This is a genomic window from Thermosulfuriphilus ammonigenes (assembly GCF_011207455.1).
Classification (GTDB): Bacteria; Desulfobacterota; Thermodesulfobacteria; order Thermodesulfobacteriales; family ST65; genus Thermosulfuriphilus; species Thermosulfuriphilus ammonigenes.
This window is the reverse complement of record NZ_CP048877.1, coordinates 881,878-903,439: the sequence shown is the minus strand read 5'-3', so window position 1 is coordinate 903,439 and position 21,562 is coordinate 881,878. Positions and strand designations below refer to the sequence as shown.

18 protein-coding genes are annotated in these 21,562 nt (G+C 54.3%); 5 read left to right on the top strand and 13 right to left on the bottom strand.

All coding sequences use genetic code 11. The features are described from left to right. A complete protein-coding gene (gene lon, locus G4V39_RS04360) occupies nucleotides 1–2,409 on the bottom strand; it encodes an endopeptidase La (protein WP_166031777.1) in 2,409 nt (802 codons plus the stop codon). A 240-nt stretch (nucleotides 2,410–2,649) separates the two neighbouring features. On the opposite strand from lon, the gene metK reads away from it, so the two are divergent. Both metK and ahcY read left to right on the top strand, forming a co-directional pair. Further along, the gene (gene metK, locus G4V39_RS04355; RefSeq protein WP_166031776.1) at nucleotides 2,650–3,813 is read left to right on the top strand and encodes a methionine adenosyltransferase; all 1,164 of its coding nucleotides are present in this window, start codon (nucleotides 2,650–2,652) and stop codon (nucleotides 3,811–3,813) included. Between the two features lie 23 nt (nucleotides 3,814–3,836). Then, nucleotides 3,837–5,093, top strand: a complete 1,257-nt coding sequence (gene ahcY / locus G4V39_RS04350; RefSeq protein ID WP_166031775.1) for an adenosylhomocysteinase — start codon at nucleotides 3,837–3,839, stop codon at nucleotides 5,091–5,093. 54 nt (nucleotides 5,094–5,147) lie between these two features. Here ahcY and G4V39_RS04345 read toward each other — a convergent pair whose 3' ends face one another. Further along, nucleotides 5,148–5,789 (bottom strand): PEP-CTERM sorting domain-containing protein, encoded by a 642-nt coding sequence (locus G4V39_RS04345; RefSeq protein WP_166031774.1) that lies wholly within the window; start codon nucleotides 5,787–5,789, stop codon nucleotides 5,148–5,150. A gap of 211 nt (nucleotides 5,790–6,000) precedes the next feature. Between G4V39_RS04345 and G4V39_RS04340 the strand changes: the two genes are divergently transcribed. Then, nucleotides 6,001–6,993 carry a CDP-alcohol phosphatidyltransferase family protein gene (locus tag G4V39_RS04340; protein WP_166031773.1) on the top strand — a complete coding sequence of 331 codons (993 nt, stop codon included), beginning with the start codon at nucleotides 6,001–6,003 and terminating at the stop codon, nucleotides 6,991–6,993. A gap of 3 nt (nucleotides 6,994–6,996) precedes the next feature. Here the strand turns inward: G4V39_RS04340 and aroB are convergent, their stop codons facing one another. The 4 genes from aroB to G4V39_RS04320 form a co-directional block, all read right to left on the bottom strand. Then, a complete protein-coding gene (aroB, locus tag G4V39_RS04335; protein WP_166031772.1) occupies nucleotides 6,997–8,082 on the bottom strand; it encodes a 3-dehydroquinate synthase in 1,086 nt (361 codons plus the stop codon). Nucleotides 8,083–8,085: 3 nt separating this feature from the next. Beyond that, the gene (gene trpA / locus G4V39_RS04330; protein WP_166031771.1) at nucleotides 8,086–8,889 is read right to left on the bottom strand and encodes a tryptophan synthase subunit alpha; all 804 of its coding nucleotides are present in this window, start codon (nucleotides 8,887–8,889) and stop codon (nucleotides 8,086–8,088) included. Beyond that, nucleotides 8,886–10,079: a tryptophan synthase subunit beta gene (trpB, locus tag G4V39_RS04325; protein ID WP_166031770.1), complete on the bottom strand. Its 1,194-nt coding sequence runs from the start codon at nucleotides 10,077–10,079 to the stop codon at nucleotides 8,886–8,888. The genes trpA and trpB overlap by 4 nt, the downstream gene beginning before the upstream one ends. Nucleotides 10,080–10,149: 70 nt before the next feature. After that, a complete protein-coding gene (locus tag G4V39_RS04320; protein WP_166031769.1) occupies nucleotides 10,150–10,914 on the bottom strand; it encodes an MBL fold metallo-hydrolase in 765 nt (254 codons plus the stop codon). Nucleotides 10,915–11,056: 142 nt separating this feature from the next. Between G4V39_RS04320 and G4V39_RS04315 the strand changes: the two genes are divergently transcribed. Then, nucleotides 11,057–12,649 carry an ATP-binding protein gene (locus tag G4V39_RS04315; RefSeq protein WP_166031768.1) on the top strand — a complete coding sequence of 531 codons (1,593 nt, stop codon included), beginning with the start codon at nucleotides 11,057–11,059 and terminating at the stop codon, nucleotides 12,647–12,649. Here the strand turns inward: G4V39_RS04315 and G4V39_RS04310 are convergent. Then, nucleotides 12,558–14,195, bottom strand: a complete 1,638-nt coding sequence (locus G4V39_RS04310) for a tetratricopeptide repeat protein (RefSeq protein WP_210412177.1) — start codon at nucleotides 14,193–14,195, stop codon at nucleotides 12,558–12,560. The genes G4V39_RS04315 and G4V39_RS04310 overlap by 92 nt on opposite strands. Then, nucleotides 14,155–15,561 carry an L-seryl-tRNA(Sec) selenium transferase gene (selA, locus tag G4V39_RS04305; protein WP_166031766.1) on the bottom strand — a complete coding sequence of 469 codons (1,407 nt, stop codon included), beginning with the start codon at nucleotides 15,559–15,561 and terminating at the stop codon, nucleotides 14,155–14,157. Before selA ends, G4V39_RS04310 begins: the two co-directional genes overlap by 41 nt. Nucleotides 15,562–15,638: 77 nt before the next feature. On the opposite strand from selA, the gene G4V39_RS04300 reads away from it, so the two are divergent. Continuing rightward, entirely contained in the window at nucleotides 15,639–16,115 is a 477-nt protein-coding gene (locus G4V39_RS04300; protein WP_166031765.1) for a 23S rRNA (pseudouridine(1915)-N(3))-methyltransferase RlmH, read from the top strand. On the opposite strand, the gene G4V39_RS04295 is transcribed toward G4V39_RS04300, so the two are convergent. The 5 genes from G4V39_RS04295 to purD all read right to left on the bottom strand — a co-directional run bounded on the left by G4V39_RS04295 (nucleotide 16,112) and on the right by purD (nucleotide 21,411). After that, nucleotides 16,112–16,333, bottom strand: a complete 222-nt coding sequence (locus G4V39_RS04295; protein ID WP_166031764.1) for a NifU family protein — start codon at nucleotides 16,331–16,333, stop codon at nucleotides 16,112–16,114. The two genes, G4V39_RS04300 and G4V39_RS04295, sit on opposite strands and share 4 nt — an antisense overlap. Nucleotides 16,334–16,398: 65 nt before the next feature. Further along, nucleotides 16,399–16,701 carry a thioredoxin domain-containing protein gene (locus G4V39_RS04290; RefSeq protein WP_166031763.1) on the bottom strand — a complete coding sequence of 101 codons (303 nt, stop codon included), beginning with the start codon at nucleotides 16,699–16,701 and terminating at the stop codon, nucleotides 16,399–16,401. 76 nt (nucleotides 16,702–16,777) lie between these two features. Continuing rightward, entirely contained in the window at nucleotides 16,778–18,874 is a 2,097-nt protein-coding gene (gene nrdD, locus G4V39_RS04285) for an anaerobic ribonucleoside-triphosphate reductase (protein ID WP_166031762.1), read from the bottom strand. 168 nt (nucleotides 18,875–19,042) lie between these two features. Then, on the bottom strand, nucleotides 19,043–19,675 hold the full coding sequence (locus G4V39_RS04280) for an L-threonylcarbamoyladenylate synthase (RefSeq protein WP_166031761.1): 633 nt from the start codon (nucleotides 19,673–19,675) through the stop codon (nucleotides 19,043–19,045). A 5-nt stretch (nucleotides 19,676–19,680) separates the two neighbouring features. Beyond that, entirely contained in the window at nucleotides 19,681–21,411 is a 1,731-nt protein-coding gene (gene purD / locus G4V39_RS04275; protein ID WP_166031760.1) for a phosphoribosylamine--glycine ligase, read from the bottom strand. Between the last annotated feature and the right edge of the window lie 151 nt (nucleotides 21,412–21,562).

Here is a 21,562-nt window from a genome sequence, read left to right as displayed (position 1 = left end):
TCAGGTCGATCGACGACGCCTCTTCTTTTTAGAGACCGGGAGCAGAGTTAGCTCTAGGATCTGATCCACATGCCGTACAGGAATAAACTCAATCCGCCGTCTCATTTGCCGGGGGATTTCCTCCAGGTCTTTTAGATTCTTCTCCGGGATGATCACCCGATGGATCTTTTTCCGTAAGGCGGCCAGGGCCTTTTCTTTTATGCCTCCGACAGGAAGCACCCGTCCTCTTAAGGTGATCTCGCCGGTCATGGCGATATCTTTAGAAACGGGGGTTTCGGTAAGGGCCGAAATCATGGCTATAGCCATAGTCACTCCGGCGCTGGGGCCGTCTTTGGGGATGGCCCCAGCAGGCACATGGACATGAATATCATATTTGTCGTAAAATTCGGGATCTATCCCCAGTCGTTGGGCCCTGGTGCGGGTGTAAGAAAGGGCGGCCTGGGCGCTTTCTTTCATTACCTCCCCCAGCTGGCCGGTTAGGATAAGGTTCCCTTTGCCTACCATGACACTGGCCTCAACATAGAGGACTTCTCCTCCGTACTGGGTCCAGGCCAGGCCGGTGGCCACGCCAACTTCATCTTCCTCTTGCTCCAGCTCAGGGATATATCGGGGAGGGCCAAGGTATTTGTGGAGATTGGTCCGACTTATCCGGAAGGGCCCCTTTTGACCTTCGGCGATGCGCCGGGCCACCTTGCGGTAGAGGGCCGCCAGTTGCCGTTCCAGCTCCCGAAGCCCGGCCTCCTCGGTATACTCCTCTATTATCTTAAGAATGGTCTCATCAGAGATGGCTAGGATTCGGGGAGACAGACCGTGCTCTTTGGCCTGTCTGGGGAGAAGATACTTTCTGGCAATAATTAGCTTCTCTTCGGCGGTGTAGCCAGAAATATAGATGATCTCCATCCGGTCTCGCAGAGCCGGGGGGATGGTATCAACCATATTAGCCGTGGCGATAAACATTACCCGCGATAGATCAAAGGGAACTCCCAGATAGTGATCCACAAAGGCACTGTTTTGCTCCGGATCGAGCACCTCTAGAAGGGCTGCCGAGGGGTCTCCCTGAAAGTCGGCATAGAGTTTGTCTATCTCATCAATCATAAACACGGGATTGTTCGTCCCGGCGGTCTTAAGGCCTTGGATGATTCGGCCCGGCAGGGCACCAATATAGGTGCGGCGATGCCCGCGAATCTCGGCCTCGTCTCTCACCCCACCCAGAGAGATACGAATAAACTTGCGTCCCATGGCCCGGGCGATGGAGCGGCCAAGGCTGGTCTTACCCACCCCCGGGGGGCCGACAAAACAGATGATCGGTCCTTTGGTGGTTTTACTCAGCTTGCGGACGGCCAAAAACTCCAGAATCCTTTCTTTGACCTTCTCCAGATTGTAGTGATCCTCGTCCAGAATACGTTTGGCGGCCTTAAGGTCGAGTTTGTCACGGGTGGAGCGGCGCCAGGGAAGCTCTACCAGCCATTCCAGATAGGTCCGGACCACCGAGGCCTCCGCTGAGTCTGGGTGCATCAATTCAAGGCGCCGGAGCTGCTTAAGGGCCTCAGCCTCCACCTCCTTGGGCATCCGAGCCTTTAGAATCTTCTCCCGAAACTCCTCGATCTCCTGGGCGTGCTCGTCGATCTCTCCTAGCTCCTTCTTTATGGCCCGGAGCTGTTCTCGCAGGAAATATTCCCGCTGGGTCTTGGTCATCTCCTCCTTGGCCTCAGACTGGATTTTGGCCTGCATGGCCGAGACCTCAAGCTCTCGGGTGACCACTTCGTTAACCAGCCGGAGACGTTCGATGGGGTCAAAGGTCTCCAGGATCTTCTGGGCCTCGGAGAGGCGGAGTCTGAGGTTAGAGACCACGATATCAGCCAGACGGCCGGGTTCTTCGACCCCCTCAAGGAGGCTGGATATCTCCGGGGTGAGCATTCCTTTAAGGGAAAAGATTTTTTCAGCATTCTCCCGGACGTTGCGCATCAGGGCTTCAATTTCTACAGAGACTTCTGTGGGCTCCTCCTCCCGGACAGGCTCCAGCTTTACCCGAAAATGAGGGGATGTCTGGATGAATTCCTTTATCTGGGCCCTGGTAATGGCCTGAATGAGAATCTTCAGACGGCCGTCGGGAAGTTTAAGGGTGCGCATAATGATGGCCACCACTCCTACCGAGTAAAGATCCTCAGGAGAGGGTTCTTCTTCGGTGCCGTCTTTCTGGGAGACCAGGGCGATTAAGCGGTTGTTTTCGGCAATAGCCTCGTTGACGGCTGAAATAGAGGCCTCCCGGCCGACAAAGAGGGGAATAATCATCGAAGGGAATATGACTACGTCGCGAACGGCCATTAAGGGAAGCTCTTCGGGAATCTCTATGGACTCCTCTTCAGAAAGACCGCTTAAACTGGTGATGCTGTCTTCGAGTTCGATCATCTATGACGCCTCCTAAGGTAAAGGGCCTGGGATAGATTCTGGAGAGAGGAGATGTTGGCTATGATGTCAATCCTTTTCTTTCGGTTGTCTGACAGGTTTTGGGGCCTCCTGATCCAAAAATAACAGGAGAATTTTAACTCATCTATTGACAACGACCAGGGGTCTTGATTACATGCCGCCAGCCTAAAGTCAACTCTATATCTTTAAACGTGATCCAAATCTGGTCTTGGGAGGAGTTCCATGAGTATGACCGACTTTCTTTTTACTTCTGAATCTGTCACTGAAGGGCACCCGGACAAGGTGGCCGATCAGATCTCCGACGCCATCCTGGATGCCATTATCAGTCGTGACCCTTACGCTCGGGTGGCCTGTGAGACCTTGGTCAATACAGGCATGATTCTCATCGCTGGAGAAATAACCACCGAGGCTCGAGTGGACTATCCAGTCATCGCCCGGGGAGTGGTCAAGGAGATCGGCTATAACCACTCTGATCTGGGCTTTGACTGGCAGACCTGTGCCGTTCTTATCTCCATAGATCGCCAGAGCCCGGACATTGCCATGGGGGTTGACAGAGAAAATGGCGAAATCGGTGCCGGAGATCAGGGCCTCATGTTCGGCTATGCCTGTGATGAGACCCCGGACTTTATGCCTCTTCCTATCTGGTATGCCCACCGTTTAGCCATGAGGCTGGCTGAGGTCCGCAAAAGGGGCATTATCCCCTTCCTTCGCCCCGATGGTAAGACCCAGGTGACAGTAAAGTATGTCGATCGCCGTCCGATCTCTGTCCATTCAGTAGTGGTGGCTGCCCAGCATGAACCCCATGTTAACTACAAGGAGCTTAAAGAGGCGGTTATTGAGGAGGTGGTCAAGAAGGTCATCCTCCCTGAGCACATAAATGGCGACACCCGCTACTATGTCAATACCACCGGACGTTTTGTCGTCGGAGGCCCTCTGGCTGACTGCGGCATGACCGGTCGGAAAATTATTGTCGATACCTACGGCGGCCGCGGCCACCATGGTGGTGGGGCCTTCTCCGGCAAGGATCCCACCAAGGTGGACCGCACCCCTTCCTACTATGCCCGCTACGTAGCCAAGAACCTGGTGGCCGCCGGGGTGGCCCGGGAGCTGGAGGTCCAGGTGGCCTACGCCATCGGTGTCCCGTATCCTCTTTCTATAAATGTTCAGACTTACGGAACAGAAAGAATCCCGGTGGAGAAAATTTTGGAGATCATCAACACTAACTTCGATTTCCGACCGGCACGGATGATAGATTATCTTGACCTCCGGCGTCCCATATTTAAGAAGACGGCCTGTTATGGCCACTTTGGACGTCTGGAACCAGAATTTACCTGGGAGAAGTTAGATCTGGTGGACAAAATCAAGGAACAGGCCGGCCTTGATTAGTAGGGAGTGAAAGGAGAGGTGAGATGAAATATGACATCAAAGATATTTCCCTGGCTGAAAAGGGCCGCTTGCGGATTGAGTGGGCCGCCAAGGACATGCCCGTCCTTTCCCTGATCAAAAAACGCTTTGCTAAAGACAAGCCTTTAGCTGGAATCCGAATCGGGGCCTGCCTCCATGTCACTACAGAGACAGCCAACCTTATGGCTGTGCTCAAGGCGGGAGGGGCTGAAGTGGCCCTTTGTGCCTCAAACCCCCTTTCTACCCAAGATGATGTGGCGGCCAGCCTGGTCAAACATCTCAAGATCCCGGTCTTTGCCATCAGAGGTGAGGACCACGACACCTATTATGCCCATATCCGGGCAGTTATCGAGACCAAACCCCACATTACTATGGACGACGGAGCCGATCTCGTTTCCACCATCCATTCTGAATACACCCGTCTGACCAAGGATGTCATTGGGGGCACAGAGGAGACCACTACCGGTGTCATCCGTCTCCGGGCCATGGCTGAACAGAAGGTTCTGAAGTACCCCATAATTGCCGTAAACGATGCCAAGACCAAACACTTCTTTGACAACCGTTACGGCACCGGGCAATCCACTATCGATGGTATTATTCGGGCCACCAACCGGCTCCTGGCTGGCTCAATCTTTGTTGTTGCCGGTTATGGTTGGTGCGGCCGGGGGCTGGCCATGAGGGCCCGGGGCATGGGGGCCCGGGTCATTGTCACCGAGGTTGACCCTCTCAAGGCCTTGGAAGCCGTCATGGATGGCTATGACGTTATGCCCATTGCTGAGGCTGCCCGGATCGGAGACTTCTTCTGCACTGTCACAGGAGATATCAACGTTATCCGGAGAGAACATTTTCTGAAGATGAAAGACGGGGCCATTGTGGCCAACTCCGGTCACTTTAACGTCGAGCTGGACCTCGAGGGCCTTAAGGAAGTCTCCACTAAGGTTCGTGAGATCCGGGACAATGTCACCGAATATACCCTCAAGAATCGCCGTAAGATCTACGTCCTGGCCGAGGGGCGGTTAGTTAACCTGGCCGCGGCTGAGGGACATCCCTCAGCGGTTATGGACATGAGCTTTGCCAATCAGGCCCTGTGCTGTGAGTTTCTCACCAAGGAGGCCAAGAGGCTCAAGAAGACCGTCTATCCTGTCCCGGAGGAGATAGATCAGGAGATTGCCCGCATGAAGCTCGACTCCATGGGGATAAAGATAGACCAGCTAACCGAAGAACAGGAGAAATATCTTTCCTCCTGGGAAATGGGAACTTAGAAGAAAGGGGGCTTTAAAGCCCCCTTTCTGACTTTTGAGTTGTTTGGGCCTTGCCTAAGCGGATCTCTTCTTTCTTACCAACCTCGATATCCCCAGAATTCCCGTCCCTACTAGAATGAGGCTGGCCGGCTCTGGAGTATGGGCTACTACCGTGAGTGAGGCCTGAGCTATAGAAAAATTACTGGGAGAGCATCCCGAGGGATTGGCCAGGGCCACAACCAGGGCCTCAAACCGGCCATCTTCTAAGTATTCTTTAAACCCCAGAGAAAGCAGATCGAAGTCTGCGGTAAGAAGGAGTGAATCGGGATAGTAAAGGTCAAAACTCTCCAGCCAGAGAACCTCATCCCCGTCTAGCAGCCCTGTTTTGATGGTTGCCGTTTCTTCATCATAGTAAAAATCAAGAAGGCTGAGGGAGAGTTTGGCGCTCTCTATGAGGTGATGGCCAGGAACAAAGCCTACAGCCTCCTGGGTGGGGAGCCAGGTCTGAGTCCCTCCGAGGAGATAGTTGATCTGGGCATAACCCCCAAAGCCTATAAGGTCGAAGAAAAGGATGACTTCTTCCCCTTCGTTGAGGGGAACAAAGTAAAGATCATCTGGGGTTCCGAAAAACTCCTCAACAAAAGTGTAGGTAGTTGCCAAGCTGCGACCGGCAAAGAGAAGAAATACTACCAGAGCCCCCAAAACCACCTTCTTCATGAAAGACCTCCTGAACGAGAGATTCTGACAGAAAGAAGCAATGTTTGTGCCGAAAACTTGAGGGCTTTAATCCTGGTAGATACCAAAAGATAAAAGAACTTTATTTCTTTTTGGGAAGAAAATTTCAAGGCTTAAGAGAAGTGTTTTTCCTGTAGCCCTGAAGGTTTAGGACAGTCTTTATTTTCCTTTGCCTTTCGGCTAAGCTTTCTCCATGTTTAAAGTCCGGGCCAATCACCTGACCCTGTTGCGTATCCTTTTGCTCCCCATTCCCTGTGCTCTTCTCTATTATGGGGGGCACGTGGCCCAGTTTACCGCTTTGGGAGTGGCCTCGCTTCTTGGTTTTACCGACTATCTTGATGGTTGGCTGGCCCGGCGTCAGGGAGCGACGAGGTTTGGCAAGCTCTTTGACCCTATTGCGGACAAGGTCTTCATTGCGGCGGTCTATCTTCCGCTGGCCTATCGGGGATATCTGCCCCTGGTCTTGGCTGGAGCGATTATCCTTCGTGAACTTCTGATTACCGAGCTCCGGCGTTATCTTTCGGGCTCAGGAGGGCTACCGGTAACTCCTCTGGCCAAGATCAAGACCACCGTCCAGATGGTGGGGGCGGGGTTTCTGGTGGTAGTTCACCTCCTGCCTGAGGAGCGTCAGATCCTTTCTCTGTTGGCCCTTCCCCTTTTGGCAACCCTCCTTTTTGGTCTTACCAGGGGAAGGTTGGGGCCCAGATGGTATGCGGCGGCCATATTTTTTGCCTTGGCCTTGGTGGTGCGGTCTGTTTTGGGCCCCAGGGAGACGGCTTGGTTTTATGGTTTGGTGATTGCTGGTTTTACTTGGTTAACTGGAGGGCAATATCTTCGGGCGGCCTGGAAGCGACTTGATCTTTCTTCAGTCCGCCTGCTCAACCTTTTGGTATCACTTCTATTCCCCCTGGGGCTGATTCTTCTTCTTCCCAGACTCTCACCTGAAGCCTCCTGGATGGTTCCGGTGGCCCTGTCCCTTGAGTTTCTAAGCCAGGGCCTGGATCTCATGGTCCTTGAGGCCCGGGCCAAAGACTTCTCAACCCTTAAGAGATGGTTTATCTGGCCGCTTTTCTGGGCAGCCTATCTGGCGTGGCCTGGGGCTTGGGTAGTATCAGGCCTGACAGTGGCCCTAGGTCTTTACACCCTTGTTGACCTCCGTCATCATCGGCGGCTTCTCTACTCCTGATACCTAACGGCAGCCCAGCTCCTCGGCTACCTCTTTGACCATGGCCTCCGGGACTTCCGGGTCAAAGACCGTCTCCCCAATATCCCTAACAAGGACAAAGACTGGCCATTGGGAACGGGCCTTTTTATCACTCCGCAGATAGGTGAGAACTTCCGAGACGGGAAGTTCAAGGGCAAGTCGGACAGGAAGCCCCAGGGAGGTGAGCAGATTTTCCAGTCGGTGGGTGATCTCGGGGGAGATAAGCCCCCTTTTTTCTGAGATCTTGGCCGCGGCCACCATTCCTACGGCTACGGCCTCTCCATGAGGGAGACGCCAGGCCGAGGCCGCCTCGAAGGCGTGGCCCAAGGTGTGGCCGAAATTAAGAATGCGACGCAGACCAGCCTCTTTTTCATCTTTGGAGACCACCCAGGCCTTTATTCGACAGCTTTCGGCGATGATGTGCTCAAGGGGTTCGGGTTCGAGCTGCATAATCTCGCCTGAGTGGCGCTCCAGGTATTTGAAAAGCCGCTGGCTTTTGATCATACCGTACTTGACCACCTCGGCCAGGCCCTGACGGATTTCCCGCAGAGGAAGAAGCCCCAAGACAGCATAATCAATATAGACCCGACGGGGCTGATAAAAGGTCCCCAGAAGGTTCTTGCCTTCGGGCAGATCAACGCCGGTCTTCCCCCCTACTGAGGAATCCACCTGGGCCAGAAGAGTGGTGGGTATTTGGATATAGGCGATACCCCGCATGTAGATGGAGGCCAAAAAACCGGCAATATCACCGGTAACTCCTCCGCCAAAGGCTACAATAGCTGATCGGCGATCGGCCCCGGCTTGAACCATTTTGCGGGCCAGTTCCACCACAGTGGCCATGTTTTTGGAGGCCTCCCCGGCAGGAAAGGAGAGAATTTCTACTGGCAGCCCGGCCTCTCGAAGCATCTCCAGGAGATCTTCGGCCATGAGCTGGCGGACATTGGAGTCGGTGATCAAAAAATAACGATCGCCATAGCCCCGGTCTTTAAGATCTTGGGCCAAATCGGTAAGAAGCCCCCCGCGGATTTCGATCTCATAGGCTGGCTTGGTGCGAACCTTGATGATTTTCATGGTTTAAAGACGGGTTGCCTCCTTAAGGGTCCGGACAAAAGAGAAGACCTCCTCTACCACTCGAGTCCGAGGGGTTTCAGCTATGATTTTAACTATGGCGCTACCGACGACCACTCCATCGGCATGAGGGGCCAGGGTAGCTACCTGGTCGGCATTAGCGATACCAAATCCCACCGCTACAGGGACAGGGGAAACCTCTCTGGCTGTTTGAAGCTTAAGGGCCAGATCAGGGGGGAGGTCCTTTCTAGCCCCGGTAATGCCAGTCACGGAGACGTAGTAGAGGAAGCCAGAGGTCTTTTGAGCCAGAATGGCAAGGCGCTTTTGGTCAGTTGTGGGGGCGGCCAGAAGGACATTGGCCAGCCCCTTGGCCTTGGCCAACTTCCGCCACTGATCGGCCTCTTCCATGGGTAGATCAGGGATGATGGTCCCACAGAGGCCGGCGGCCGTCGCCTTTTCGGCAAAGGCCTCAAGACCAAAGCGGAGAAAGGGATTCAGGTATCCCATAATAAGAATGGGGGGGGTTATCTTGGAGGAAATCTCGGCCACCATATCCAAGACTTCTCCTAACCTGATGCCTCCTTTAAGGGCCCTCTGGGCTGCTGCCTGGATGGTGGGGCCATCGGCTAAAGGATCAGAGAAAGGATAGCCGAGTTCGATGAGATCTGCTCCGGCCTCAGAGAGAGCGTGAAGTAGTTCTTTAGTGGTGGCAAGATCAGGATCTCCTGCCTCAATAAAGGGGATGAGGGCGGCTTCTTTGCGGCGAGAAGCCGCCACAAAGGCCTCTTTTATGCGTTGACGTCCAGTCATGAACTTCCTCTGCCCAAATATTCGGCCACGGCGGCTACGTCTTTGTCTCCACGGCCGGAAAGGTTGACGACAACTACTGTTCCTTGGGGGAGTTCCGGGGCCATTTTTACCAGCTGGGCAACGGCATGGGCGCTTTCTAAGGCAGGAATGATTCCTTCCTTTTCTGACAAAAGCTTAAAGGCCTTTAAGGCCTCCTGGTCATCGACAGCCGTATAGGTAATGCGCCCACTTTCTTTAAGATAACTGTGCTCCGGCCCCACGCCAGGATAATCAAGCCCTGGAGCAATGGAGTGGGCCTCTAATACCTGGCCATCTTCGTCCTGGAGGAGATAACTCATGGCTCCATGGAGCACCCCGGGGCTACCGGCGCAGAGAGTGGCCGAGTGATGACCGGAGTCAAGACCATGACCAGCAGCCTCCACACCGATCATGCGGACAGAATCTTTCAGGAAGGGGTAAAACAGCCCCATGGCATTGCTTCCTCCGCCAACACAGGCGATAAGGAGATCTGGTGGCCTACCCACGAGGGAGGTTATCTGCTTTCGGGTCTCCCGCCCAATTACGGCCTGAAAGTCTCTAACCATTGTGGGATAGGGATGGGGGCCGACCACCGAGCCGATGACATAGTAAGTGGTCTCCACGTTAGTCACCCAATCACGGATGGCTTCATTGATAGCATCCTTCAGGGTTTGGCTGCCAGAGTGCACCGGGACAACCTTGGCCCCTAGAAGTTCCATGCGGAAGACATTCATTGCTTGGCGGACGGTGTCTTTAGCCCCCATATAGACCTGGCACTCCAGGCCTAAAAGGGCCGCTGCCGTAGCCGTAGCCACGCCGTGTTGCCCGGCCCCGGTCTCAGCGATGATGCGTTTTTTGCCCATCTTTTTGGCCAGAAGAACTTGGCCCAGGGTATTGTTTATCTTGTGAGCCCCGGTGTGGGTGAGATCCTCTCGTTTGAGGAAGACCTTCAGGTGGCCTCCAAGAGCCTGGGCGAGTCGGGAAGCCTCATAGAGAGGGGTAGGACGCCCTACATATTCTTTGAGAAGGGTGGCCAATTCCTGACGGAAGGCCGAATCCCTGCTCAGATGCCGATAGGCTTCCTCCAGCTCTAGAAGAGCGGGCATTAAGGTCTCTGGTACAAAACGGCCTCCGAAGGGACCAAAGTGTCCACGGCGGTCGGGAAGCGCCATTTTCTCCCTCCAAAATTTACGGGGCTTGAGGTTATCACAGCCCAGCCCGGATTGCAAAGCACCAGGGACGTTAGAGCTGGTAAGTGGCCAGATCCTGGGCCAAAATTATCTCTCCGGAGAATTCTTGACCACAGGATTCAAGGATATCGGCCTCCTCACAAGGGGGATAGAAATGGGTTAGAAGAAGTTTCTTTACCCGGGCCTCTTGGGCTATGCGACCGGCTAAAGAAGGGGTGAGATGGCCAGTGATCTTCATGCCCTCAGGGGTTGAAGACTCACAGATTAGCATGTCAGCCCCCCGGGCCAGATTGACCAAGTCTTCAGAAAAATCTGTGTCTCCAGAGTAGACCAGGACTTTCCCATGGGTCTCGATCCGGATGGCCAGGGACTCCGGGTTATGATTGACTGGTCCGGTTCTGACGATGATTCCCGGCAGGGGACGTAGGTAAGTAGTGGTGTCACTGGGGAGTTCGTAAAAGCGCAGAAGCCCTTCCGGAGGCTCTATCCAGTGACCAAAGGCCTTGTTTAAGGCCAGGTAAAGGCCCGAGAGCCCCTCGCCGGCGACTAGATGAATAGGGGTCTCTCGTTTGGGGAGGGCCCAATAGCGAAGAGCAAAGAGAAAGGGTACCAGATCAGCCACATGATCTGGATGGAAATGACTGTAAAAAAGAAGATCTATTTGATAATATTCTGTATCGGCTTTAAGAAGACGACGCAGGGTGCCCGATCCTGTATCTAGAAGGAGTTTAAAAGAACCACTTTTTACCAAAATAGACGGATGGGCCCGTTTAAGGCTGGGAATCCCGGTGCCCGATCCGAGGATGGTGACTTCCATTTTTAACAATCCTCCCCTTTGATTCGATTAATACTACAGGACTTAAAGGCAGAGACAACCTCTGTGGGATCACGGCTGAGGAGTGATGTTGTTAATTAGGGGAGAATAAGGCCTTTGGGTCTAAGGATAAGAGGGGTTTCAGGTGTTATTTAAGAAGGCAAATACGGCAAACCATGTAGTTTCCCCGGCTGAGGCCTATGATCACCAAGAGAATTCTTTGGGATTATTTAAGGTCCTCTTGGAGAGTATTCCTGGAGGGGTCATTCTCATTAGCCCTGACCGAACAATTATTTACTGGAATCAACTAGCCGAGAAGATCGTTGGTTATTCCTCTCAGGAGGCACTTGGGAAACGGTGTTTTGAAATCCTCCAGAGTCAGGCCTGTCAGGTCTGCCGCTTATTTGATCGGCCTTCTCCGCCTCCGGTGGTGGGTCAGGAATGTGTCCTTAAGGCCAAGTCCGGTCATAAGATCTATGTCTTAAAGAATGCCTCGGTACTTACCGACTTTCAGGGACAGCCGGTAGGGGCCCTGGAGATCTTTATCGATATTACGGCCAAAAAGATAGCTGAGGAGCGCCTCGTCCAGCTAGAAAGGCTCAAGGCCTTGGGAGAGTTGGCCGCCGGGGTGGCTCACGATCTTAACAACGTCCTTACAGTGATCGAGGGTAATATTACCCTGGCCAAAAGGGAGTGTCCTTTAGAGGTTACCCGCCGTCTGGAAGTCATTGAAAAAGCAGCCCGCGATGGGGCGGAGATCGTTCAGAGGATCAAACAGTTCGCCCGCCTGGGACAGGCCAGAGAGGTATATCCGGTGGCTATAAATGAGGTTGTCCTGGACGCCATCAAAATGACCAGGCCTCGCTGGAAAACGGCGGCCCAGAGCGAAGGCATTAACTACGAGGTGAGGACTAACCTGAAATCACGTTCCTTTGTCTTGGGGAACGCCTCTCAGATTCGGGAGATCCTCACCAACCTGATTATCAACGCTTTGGACGCTATGCCCCAGGGAGGAGTCCTTGATATCCACACAGAAGATCTGAAGTCAATGGTAAGATTGACGGTGAGAGACACCGGTTGCGGAATTCCCCCGGAGATTATGGGGCATATCTTCAGTCCCTTTTTTTCAACCAAGGGTGAGAAGAGTTCCGGGTTGGGGCTTTCCATCTGTTACAGTCTGGTCAAGCAGTTTGGCGGAGACATTGAGGTGGAAAGCCTCCCAGGTAAAGGAGCCAAGTTTATTATTACTCTCCCCAAGGCCAAAGATCCCTCCCTTGAGGCCGAAAAGGAGCCAGAGGTAAAGGAGGCAGAGATGACGGCCAGAATCCTGGTAGTAGAGGATGACCCTTTTGTGCGCGATCTTTTAGCCGAGATTCTTCAGGGGGCTGGACACCACATAGAACTGGCCTCCGATGGCCAAAGTGCCCTTAAGAAGTTTAGTCCCGGGCTTTACGACATCGTCCTCACCGATCAGAGCATGCCCGGGATAAGTGGTCAGAGACTCTCGGCTACTTTAAAGGGGCTTGATCCAGAGATTACGGTCATCCTCATTACCGGCTGGCAAAACTCCTCGGCTGAAGAGCTTCGCCAAAGTGGGGTGGATTATTTCTTGGCTAAACCCTTTAAGGTGGAACAGGTCCTTTCTCTTATTCAACAAGCTCTTCGGGAAGGCCCTCCTGACGGACAAGCTCAAGAGCTGCCTGATAATTCCGTTGAACCACAGAACTTTTCGGCCTGAGTTCAAGGGCCTGCCGACAGAGGGAGAGACCTATCTCCGGGTCGCCTTCAGTCTCTATAAAAACAAGGCCCAGGTAACTTAGAGAACGGGCGTCTTCAGGTCTTTGGCGAACGGCCTCACCCAGGGCCTTGGCCGCCTCCTTAAGCCGACCAGCGAGAAAGAGACTTTCTCCCAGAAGCCCCCAGTAACCTTTGAGGCCTTTGGCCTCTTCGGCCACTGCTTCAAGCCGTTCCGCTGCCTCATGGTATCGCTTCTCTCTCAAGAGGCAGCGGGCTAAGGCGAGGAGGATCTGGGGGTTGTCCCTGTTAAGGGTTAGGGCCCTTTCCAGATGGTCAATGGCCTCCTTGTTTCGGCCAAGGCCCATGTAAAGAAGCCCCAGATTATAGTGAAGAAGGTGATCATCCGGTCGAATCTTGAGGGCCTTTTTAAAGACTCTGGCCGCCGCCCTCGGGCGCCCCACCTCAGCCAAAACCGTGGCCAGAGAATTGGCTGCATCGGCGTTGCGGGGGTTGATCCTCAAGGCCTCTCGATAGGCCCAGATGGCTCCCCCTCGGTCTCCCAGGGAGAGATAGACGTCACCGCCTACCTGACAGGAAAGATCATCAAAGACAACTGTCTTCTCGGGGCCAAGAAGCCGGGCATGTTCAAAAGCAAAAATGGCGCCAATTAGAGAACGGGTTGGGGACAGCGGTTCTCCTATTCGGACAAGACCAAGGGTGCCTTTGGGCCTGTCCGAGAGAATCTCCTCCGGTCTAAGAGAAGAGAGACCTATCTTGGTTTGGCCTTCAAACAGGGGATAGACCCCTTGGGGCAAGGGATCGCTGCTGACAAGGATGGTCCCCTCTCGGGGCAAGGGTTTCCTTGGGGGACTGAACCCCTTGAGCCCAAAGCGCTGAAGAAACTCTTCAGCCGTCCGGTCTTTGAGAAAGGTAAAGCCAAGGATTCTGGCCAGATCAAGGAGAAGAAGGGCCTCTGTGACCAGTTCAGGGGCCGGCTTCTGGACATAGATTATTGGTCCTCGTAGGCCCTTGCGCCAAAGAAGACCAGCCAGTTCTTCAGCCACGTCGTTCAGGCCTTCTCCTACTGTAGCCCGGAGATGGTTAAAAACATAGAAGCAAGGCTCTCGGGGCGGAGAAAGTCCCGCCGGGTAGATAAGAAGCTCTAGCTTCCTGCCCTCACCTTTTAACTCCATTTCGAGGAAGGAAAGATTAGGGAGCCCGTCTTCATCTAAAAGGCTTTTTCGAAGCACCCAGGTCCTGTCCCAGAGAAGATGGGCCATAAGGGGGGCCCATCTCTTAAGTTCTGGCCCCAAAACACCAGGGTCTATCTTTCGCAGATAAAGGGTACCCAGAAAAACACCATCGAGAGAAAGGGGAATCCAGGCCTCCTTGGTCAGGGGGTCGAAGGAAAAATCTTTCTTTTTTTCAAGGGGAAAGAATACCACTTCCTGGGCCGGAAGGACCCCCTTTAAAGATTCGTTTATGGGGCGTTTCAACCTCTGGAGATCAAGCGGTTTCAAGGGCCTCTCGGAGACCTTTGCTGACAAGGGAAAACTCCTCATCTTTGATGGTCCGAACATCCAGAAGAAGGGTTTCTTCCTCTATCCGGGCGACAATGGGATAATCGAGTCTTCTTAAAGCTTCTTCGAGGGCGACAACGGATTTTCTCCGGGGACGAACGGAGATGGCCACAGAGGGCAGATTGGCCAAAGGCAGGGCTCCACCACCAACTTGAGAAAAAACCTTGGTGAGCCCCAGCTCCACCTGAGGGAGTTTTTGGCGTCTGAGATGCCTCAGAAGTCGCCGGGCCCGGCGGGCGACTTCTTCCTCAGTCATGGTTAGTAATCGAAGGGTGGGAATGGCCTCAAGGGCCCGTTGTTGGTCTCGGTAGAGCCTCAGGGTGGCTTCAAGGGCGGCCAGTGTGAGCTTATCTATCCGGACAGCCCGATTGATGGGGTTCTTCTTGATCCGCTCCACCAGTTCAGCCCGACCAAGGATGAGGCCGGCTTGTGGACCGCCCATGAGTTTGTCTCCGGAGAAGGTAACTATATCTACCCCGGCCCTTAAGACCTCTTGGACAGTGGGCTCTCCAGGAAGTCCGTAGGGAGAGAGATCAACGAAACAGCCACTTCCCAGGTCTTCCACGGCGGCCAGGCCGTGCTCGTGGGCCAACTGGGCCAACTCCTGACTGCTAACCTCCTTGGTAAAACCCACCACCTGAAAGTTGCTTCGATGGACCTTCATCAGAAGGGCCGTCTCCGGACCGATGGCCGCTTGATAGTCCCGCAGATGGGTCCGATTGGTGGTCCCTACCTCCCGAAGAATGGCCCCGGAGCGGGCCATAACATCAGGGATCCGAAAAGATCCTCCAATCTCCACCAGTTCTCCCCGAGAAACGATTACCTCCTTGCCTCGGGCTAAAGTCTCAAGGGTGATCAGTACAGCCGCCGCGTTGTTGTTGACCACCAGGGCGGCCTCGGCCCCTGTAAGTTCGCAAAGAAGGGCCTCCACATGAGAATATCGGGAACCACGCTTCCCTGTCTCCAGGTTGAATTCCAGATTAGAGTAGCGGTCGGCTACCGAGAGGATCTCTTCAATGGCCTCCTTGGGCAGACAGGAACGGCCCAGATTGGTATGAACAACCACCCCAGTGGCATTGACTACTGGTCTCAGGCTGGGAGAGAGGCGACGCTGGATTTCCGCCAGGGCCTTCTCAAGCAAGGCCTCTCGCCCTAAGGGATGAGGTGAGTCCTCTTTGAGGAGTCGTCTTCTCTCAGCCTCTAAGACCTGACGGACACAATCAGCCACCATCTGATGGGGGAGGCCCGGAAGGCGAGATTTTATGGTTTCGATCATTTCCCCCGTTTGGGGAATAGCCCGTAGAAGGGCCTGTCTGGAGGCCTTATCTTCCATGGGGCCTATTTTTAATCTAAAAAATCCCCTGGCCTCAAGTATTTTTCTCTCCTAAAAAGAGATGATAGGGCTAAGATATGAAATTACCCCTTAAGATCACCCTTTTGGTAGTAGGCAAACCCAAGAAGAGTTTTGTTCGGGAGGGGGTGGAGATCTATCTCCAGCGCCTCAAACACTATCTGGTCGGGGTCGAGGTTGTTGCGGTGAAAGATTCCGGTTTGCGAAATCTAGGGGAGGCTCTACGAGAAGAGGGACGGCGGCTACTGAAGATAATTCCTCCTGAGGCCCACGTGATTGTCCTTGACGAAAGGGGTCAGGAGGTTAGCTCGGTGGAGTTTAGCGCCATGCTTCGTCAGTTAGCCGAAGAAGGAAAGAGGCACATTTTTTTTGTAATTGGCGGTGCCTATGGGCTTGCGCCCGAGGTCAAAAAAAGGGCCAGGCAGACCCTGGCCCTTTCGCGTCTTACCCTGCCCCATGATCTGGCCCTTTTGCTGGTTACCGAACAGATCTACCGGGCCATGACCATTATCTCCGGAGAGGGGTATCACCACTAAACCGCCTCAACCAGCTTAACTTCCGGGACCTCCTTCTTCAGAAAACGTTCAATTCCAGCCTTGAGGGTCATTTGGGACATGGGGCATCCCTTGCAGGTGCCCACCAGACGGACCTTGACCACTCCATCGTCGGTGATCTCCACCAATTCGACATCTCCGCCGTCGGCCTGAAGCATGGGGCGAACTTTATCGAGAGCGGCCTGAACTGCTTCTTTCATGATCTCCTCCTTTGTAAACTCTGGATAAAAGGCATGCTAATCAGAAGATGTCTTCCTGGCAAGATTCAGAGCCGACAGGCGCCGTCCTCGCAGCCATCCAGATGGGCTGGAGTGGAGCTCCTTAGCGGCGTTTTGGCCGCCAGATAGGTGATGATGTCCTCAAAGGCGGTAAGGGCCTTGCCGTCATCAAGGACCAATATAGGCAACCTCTTCTGGGCAGCCTCGACCAATCCGTACCAAGCCAATTCGGCCAGGGCCTCGGCGTTGTCACCGGTTAATTTTTCCTCACGGATGCCCAGGGCCTCTAGATCAAAGAGGTGCTTGATAGTCTGACAAAGACGACAGTCTTCCTTGGTGAAAAGGATCATCCTTCCCTCCTTAAGCTCTTATTAGAAATCCCCTTAAAACGGAGAAGATAGCCCGGGAGCCTTGCCCTCCGAGGGTTTAGAAATACCCTGAATTGCGAAAACGATCTGAAAGCTCTCCCCGTTTGCCCTTGTTCCAGGAGGAGATCCTGGTGAAATACCCGGTGATTCGGGTGATGCCATCGACATTGGTGCTTTGGCAATAAGGGCAGCTTTGGTGGAGCCCCCGGGTAGTCCGGCCACAATCCAGGCAATGGGTAAACTCTGGACTGAAGGCCACCTGATCATTCTGGGTGTGACGAAAGATCTTGACCACCAAATCACAGAGGGCCCCCGGATCTGGCCGGGCCTCCCCTAGCCAGATATGGCTGATGGCTCCAGCTTCAATAAGAGGGTGGAAGAGACCCTCGTAGCGGATACGGTCAATGGGGGAGACTGGAGCCCCGACGTTAAAGAGGGTGGAGTTGGTGTAATAAACTTCGCCCTTGGCCAAATTACCTTTGACCACCCTTTCGGTCTCGGAGAACTCTTTAAGATCCAGCCTGGCAAAGCGATAGGCGGTAGACTCTGCCGGGGTTTGCTCTAAGACAAAGCGCATTCCGTACTCTCTGGAGAGCTTACGAGCCACCAGATTCATGTGGGCGATAATCTTAAGGCCGAACTTAAAGGCCTGAGAGGATTCGTGGAGCTCTTCACCTAGGTGGTATTGAACCATTTCGTTAAGGCCCACCATGCCAATGAGATAGGTGGCTCGATGAAGGCGCAGGTATGGTTCGCCGTCAAGATCCATGTTGAGCATGGCTAAGGGGCCGGTGTTGCCGTATGAGAGAAGCTTTTCTATAAAGGCCTTCTTTTCCCGGTGGGCCTTGGCGGCCAGGAGCATTCTTTCGGTGAGGAGGGAAAAGAGCTTTGTGTCGTCTCCCCGGGCCTCGTAAGCTATCCGCGGTAGGTTAAGGGTTACATTTTGGAGGGCTGAGTAGCGCATCTTCCAGGGGGTGTTAGCGTCAGCGAGGTCCTGCTCCTCCAGTTTGAAGGAGAGCCGGCAGCACTCGGAGATCTTGGCCGTCTCGCCTCGATCAAAGACAAAATAGGTATTGCCCTTCTCGGCCGCTACCTCACAGATATGGCGGAGAAACCTCTCCCAGCCCGGGGTGTGAAAGAACTTTTCGGTAATATGGACCAGGGGTTTGGGGAAGAAGAAGGGACGACCGGCCCCGTCTCCTTCTCGATAGACGTCAAAGATGGCCCAGATGAACCGCTGGGCCTCGGGTAGATACTCGCCGTAGGTCTTACCGGTATATTTTCCGCCAGGACCGATGGCCGGGACATTTTCAAAATGCTTGGGAACCTCCCAGTAAAGATTGATGTCGGAGAAGATGGCCTGTCCTCCTCGGGCTACAGCCTGCTGGCTGTATTCAAAGACGAGCATCTGGGCCAACTGTTTTACTTCGGCATCAGAACGGCCCTCCAGATAGGGGGCAAAGAAGAGGTTGACTGCATCCCAGCCTATGGCCCCAGCAAAGTGACACTGAAGGGCGGCTGAAAACTTGACCATATGGGCTAGAAGAACCTCCGGGTGCTTGGCCGGTTTGGCCATGGCCAGGGAGTGGGGCAGGTTAAGACCAAACTTTTTGATGTATTCCAGGGACTGCCCAGAACAATAGGGCCGATCAATAAAACCCAGATCATGGAGGTGAATATCTCCCCGCATATGGGCATCAGCCACCTCGGTGGGAAAGACCCTAAGGAGGGCGTATTCCTTTTTGATCCACTCGGCCAAGGTCAGGTTGGTGGCCTCTGGCCCGTGAGGGACATTGGCATTTTCCTTATTGGGCTGAACAAGAAGACACTCCACGTCATAGATGGGGGCTCCCAAACGGGTGTGCCGCCGGCGGACATCCTCCAGCCCCCGTTCAATTAACCTGGCGTTAACCAGCTCCCGGATAAGGGGGGCCGTGATCATCTTGATATTTGATTTGCGAATGGTCTCCTCTACCTCCCGGGCGACAGCCTCTGCAGTGTCCCGGTCGATAAGGGTCTCCCGGAGAAGGGCAGAGACTATTTTTTCTCGATTCCAGCCCTCCATGTCTTCGTCCGAGGTTCGGACGAAAAGGGCTACATCAGTGGCGTCAGTAGCAACTTCCTTCCTCTTGAGTTCAAAGACGGTTGCCGTCATCCCGACCTCCTAAGTGGGCTTTTAAGCGTATAAAAAACAACATATAGGGCAGCTGATAAAGACTGACTACTATATATAGTATCTGAGGGTTGGGGTCAAGTTAAAATTTTCTTTCATCAAAGAAAGGTTCTAAAATTTCTAAAATAGGGGGCAATGAATCGGGCGGCTTTACTTTAGGCAGGCCATGAGTTCGTTTATGGAGATGGGGCCCTGGCGAAGGATGGTAACCTTTTCCCCTTCTACCAGGGCCAGGGTGGAGGCCGGGCCCCCTCGTGTCTCCCCGGCGTCAAGAATAAGGGCCAAACTCCGGCCAAAGAAGGCTTCCACCTCCTGGGCCAGCCGAGGCGGCGGTGCCCCTGAAGGGTTGGCGCTGGTGGCGGTAATCGGCTCCCCCAGGGTCTCTGCCAGGGCTTGAGCTACAGGGTGGCTAGAGATCCTTAAGGCCACCGTCCCCTCGGGCCCGGTTATCTCTGGGGGAAGTCCCTCTTTGGCTCGGGCTACTAAGGTCAGGGGGCCAGGCCAGAAGCACTCCATAAGCCGTTTCAAGGGGGGAGAGACCTCCTCCCAAAGGCGCTCTGCCCAGGAGAGGTCAGGGATAATCAGAGGAAACGGTTTCTTCTCTGGCCGTCCTTTAAGGCAGACAAGTTTTCTCAGGGCCTCCTCCTTAAGGGCTCTTACCCCCAAACCATAGAAGGTCTCGGTGGGGTAGGCTACAATTTCTCCGGCCTCAAGGAGCTCTTTGGCCCTTTTAAGGACCTGTGGCTCTGGACTTTGAGGGTTCAGGCTAAGGCGCAGGGCCATGCCCTTCAGGCCTCGGCCAGCTTGGCTCGATAGCGACGTAGCCTTTCGGCCACCTGGGGATCGCCGAGGGCCAGAATCTTGGCAGCCATGACCGCGGCATTTATGGCCCCGGCCTTGCCAATGGCCATGGTGGCTACGGGAATTCCCTTGGGCATCTGGACGATAGAAAGCAGGGCGTCAAGCCCCCCCAGAGCCGCGGCCACCGGAACCCCAATTACCGGAAGCTCTGTCTGGGAGGCCAGAACCCCGGGGAGGTGTGCGGCCAGGCCAGCCACAGCGATGATCACCTTGAGGCCTCGCCGAGACGCCTCAATAGCGTATTCCCGAACCCTCTCTGGGGTTCTATGGGCCGAGGCTATCACTACCTCGTAGCTGATGCCCAGCTCCTCCAAGGTCTTTTGGGCCCCTTCAATCACTGGAAGGTCGCTCTTGCTCCCCAAAACTATGCCTACCCTGGGGGGAGAAAGGCGTTTCAGAGCCCGGAAGCCGATATCCCGTCGGAAGTAACATCCATCCCAGGAGATTTTCTCTACGGCCCGATAGGCTCGGGAGATGGCCTCAGCGATGTCTTCTCCGAGGGCGGTTACCCCTAGAACCCGGCCACCAGCGGTGACAAACTGGCGCCCTTTACGGGCGGTTCCGGCATGGAAGACCTTGACATCTTTCATCCTTTCGGCGGCCGTCAGCCCCTTTATGACCTTACCGGTTTCGTATTTTCCCGGATATCCCTGGCTGGCCATAACCACGCAAACCGCCGGTCTCTCATCCCAGGAGAGACTTACGTCTTTGAGTCGGCCCTCCATGGCGGCTACCATGGCCTCGGCCAGATCTCCTTTCAGTCGCATCATCAGAGGCTGACACTCCGGATCTCCAAAGCGACAATTAAACTCCAGTACCTTGGGCCCCTGAGGGGTGATCATCAATCCGGCGTAGAGGACCCCCTGATAGGGGATACCTTCCTCGGCCATGGCCTGGACGGCCGGTCGCATTATCTCCTCCATAATGCGTCGCTCCATGGCCTCATCTACCACCGGGGCTGGAGAATAGGCCCCCATGCCTCCGGTATTAGGCCCCTGGTCGCCGTCCAGGAGAGGCTTGTGATCCTGGCTGGATGGCAGAGGATAGATGGTCTGGCCGTCAGTGATGACCATAAAGGAGGCCTCCTCTCCCTCGAGGCACTCTTCAATGACGATTCGCCGGCCGGCATCCCCAAAGACCTTCTCTTTCATGATTAGATCCACGGCCTGATGGGCCTCTTTAAGGCTCCGGCAGACAATGACCCCCTTGCCGGCGGCCAGCCCCTCGGCCTTGACTACTATAGGGGCTCCTTTTTCCTCTAGGTAAGCATGGGCTTTTTGGAGATCATCAAAGACGACAAACTCGGCGGTGGGAATGCCGTGTTTTTTCATTAACTCTTTGGCGAAGACCTTGCTTGCCTCAATTTGGGCCGCCTGTTTGGAGGGGCCAAAGATAGGGAGCCCGGCCTTGCGGAAGGCATCAACGATGCCCTCGGAAAGTGGCTGTTCTGGACCGACTACGGTAAGGTCTATCCGTCGCCTTTTGGCCAGGGAAACTAGTCCAGAGATGTCTGTAGCCTTTACCGGAAGGCACTCAGCCTCCTTGGCGATGCCGGCATTTCCCGGGGCGCAGAAAACCTTCTTTACCAGCGGACTCTGGGCCAGCTTCCAGACCAGAGCATGTTCTCTTCCTCCAGAACCAACCACCAAAACCTTCATAAAAAACCTCCTCCTAGAGGATTTGAGTCTCTAGCCCAAACTTTGGACCGTCTGAAAATAGAGATTTTTGGTTGGCTATCCTGCCAGCCAGCCAGCAAGGTGTCAAGGAATGCTTGACAAAGGACTTCTACCTTAGATAGATGAATGGGTG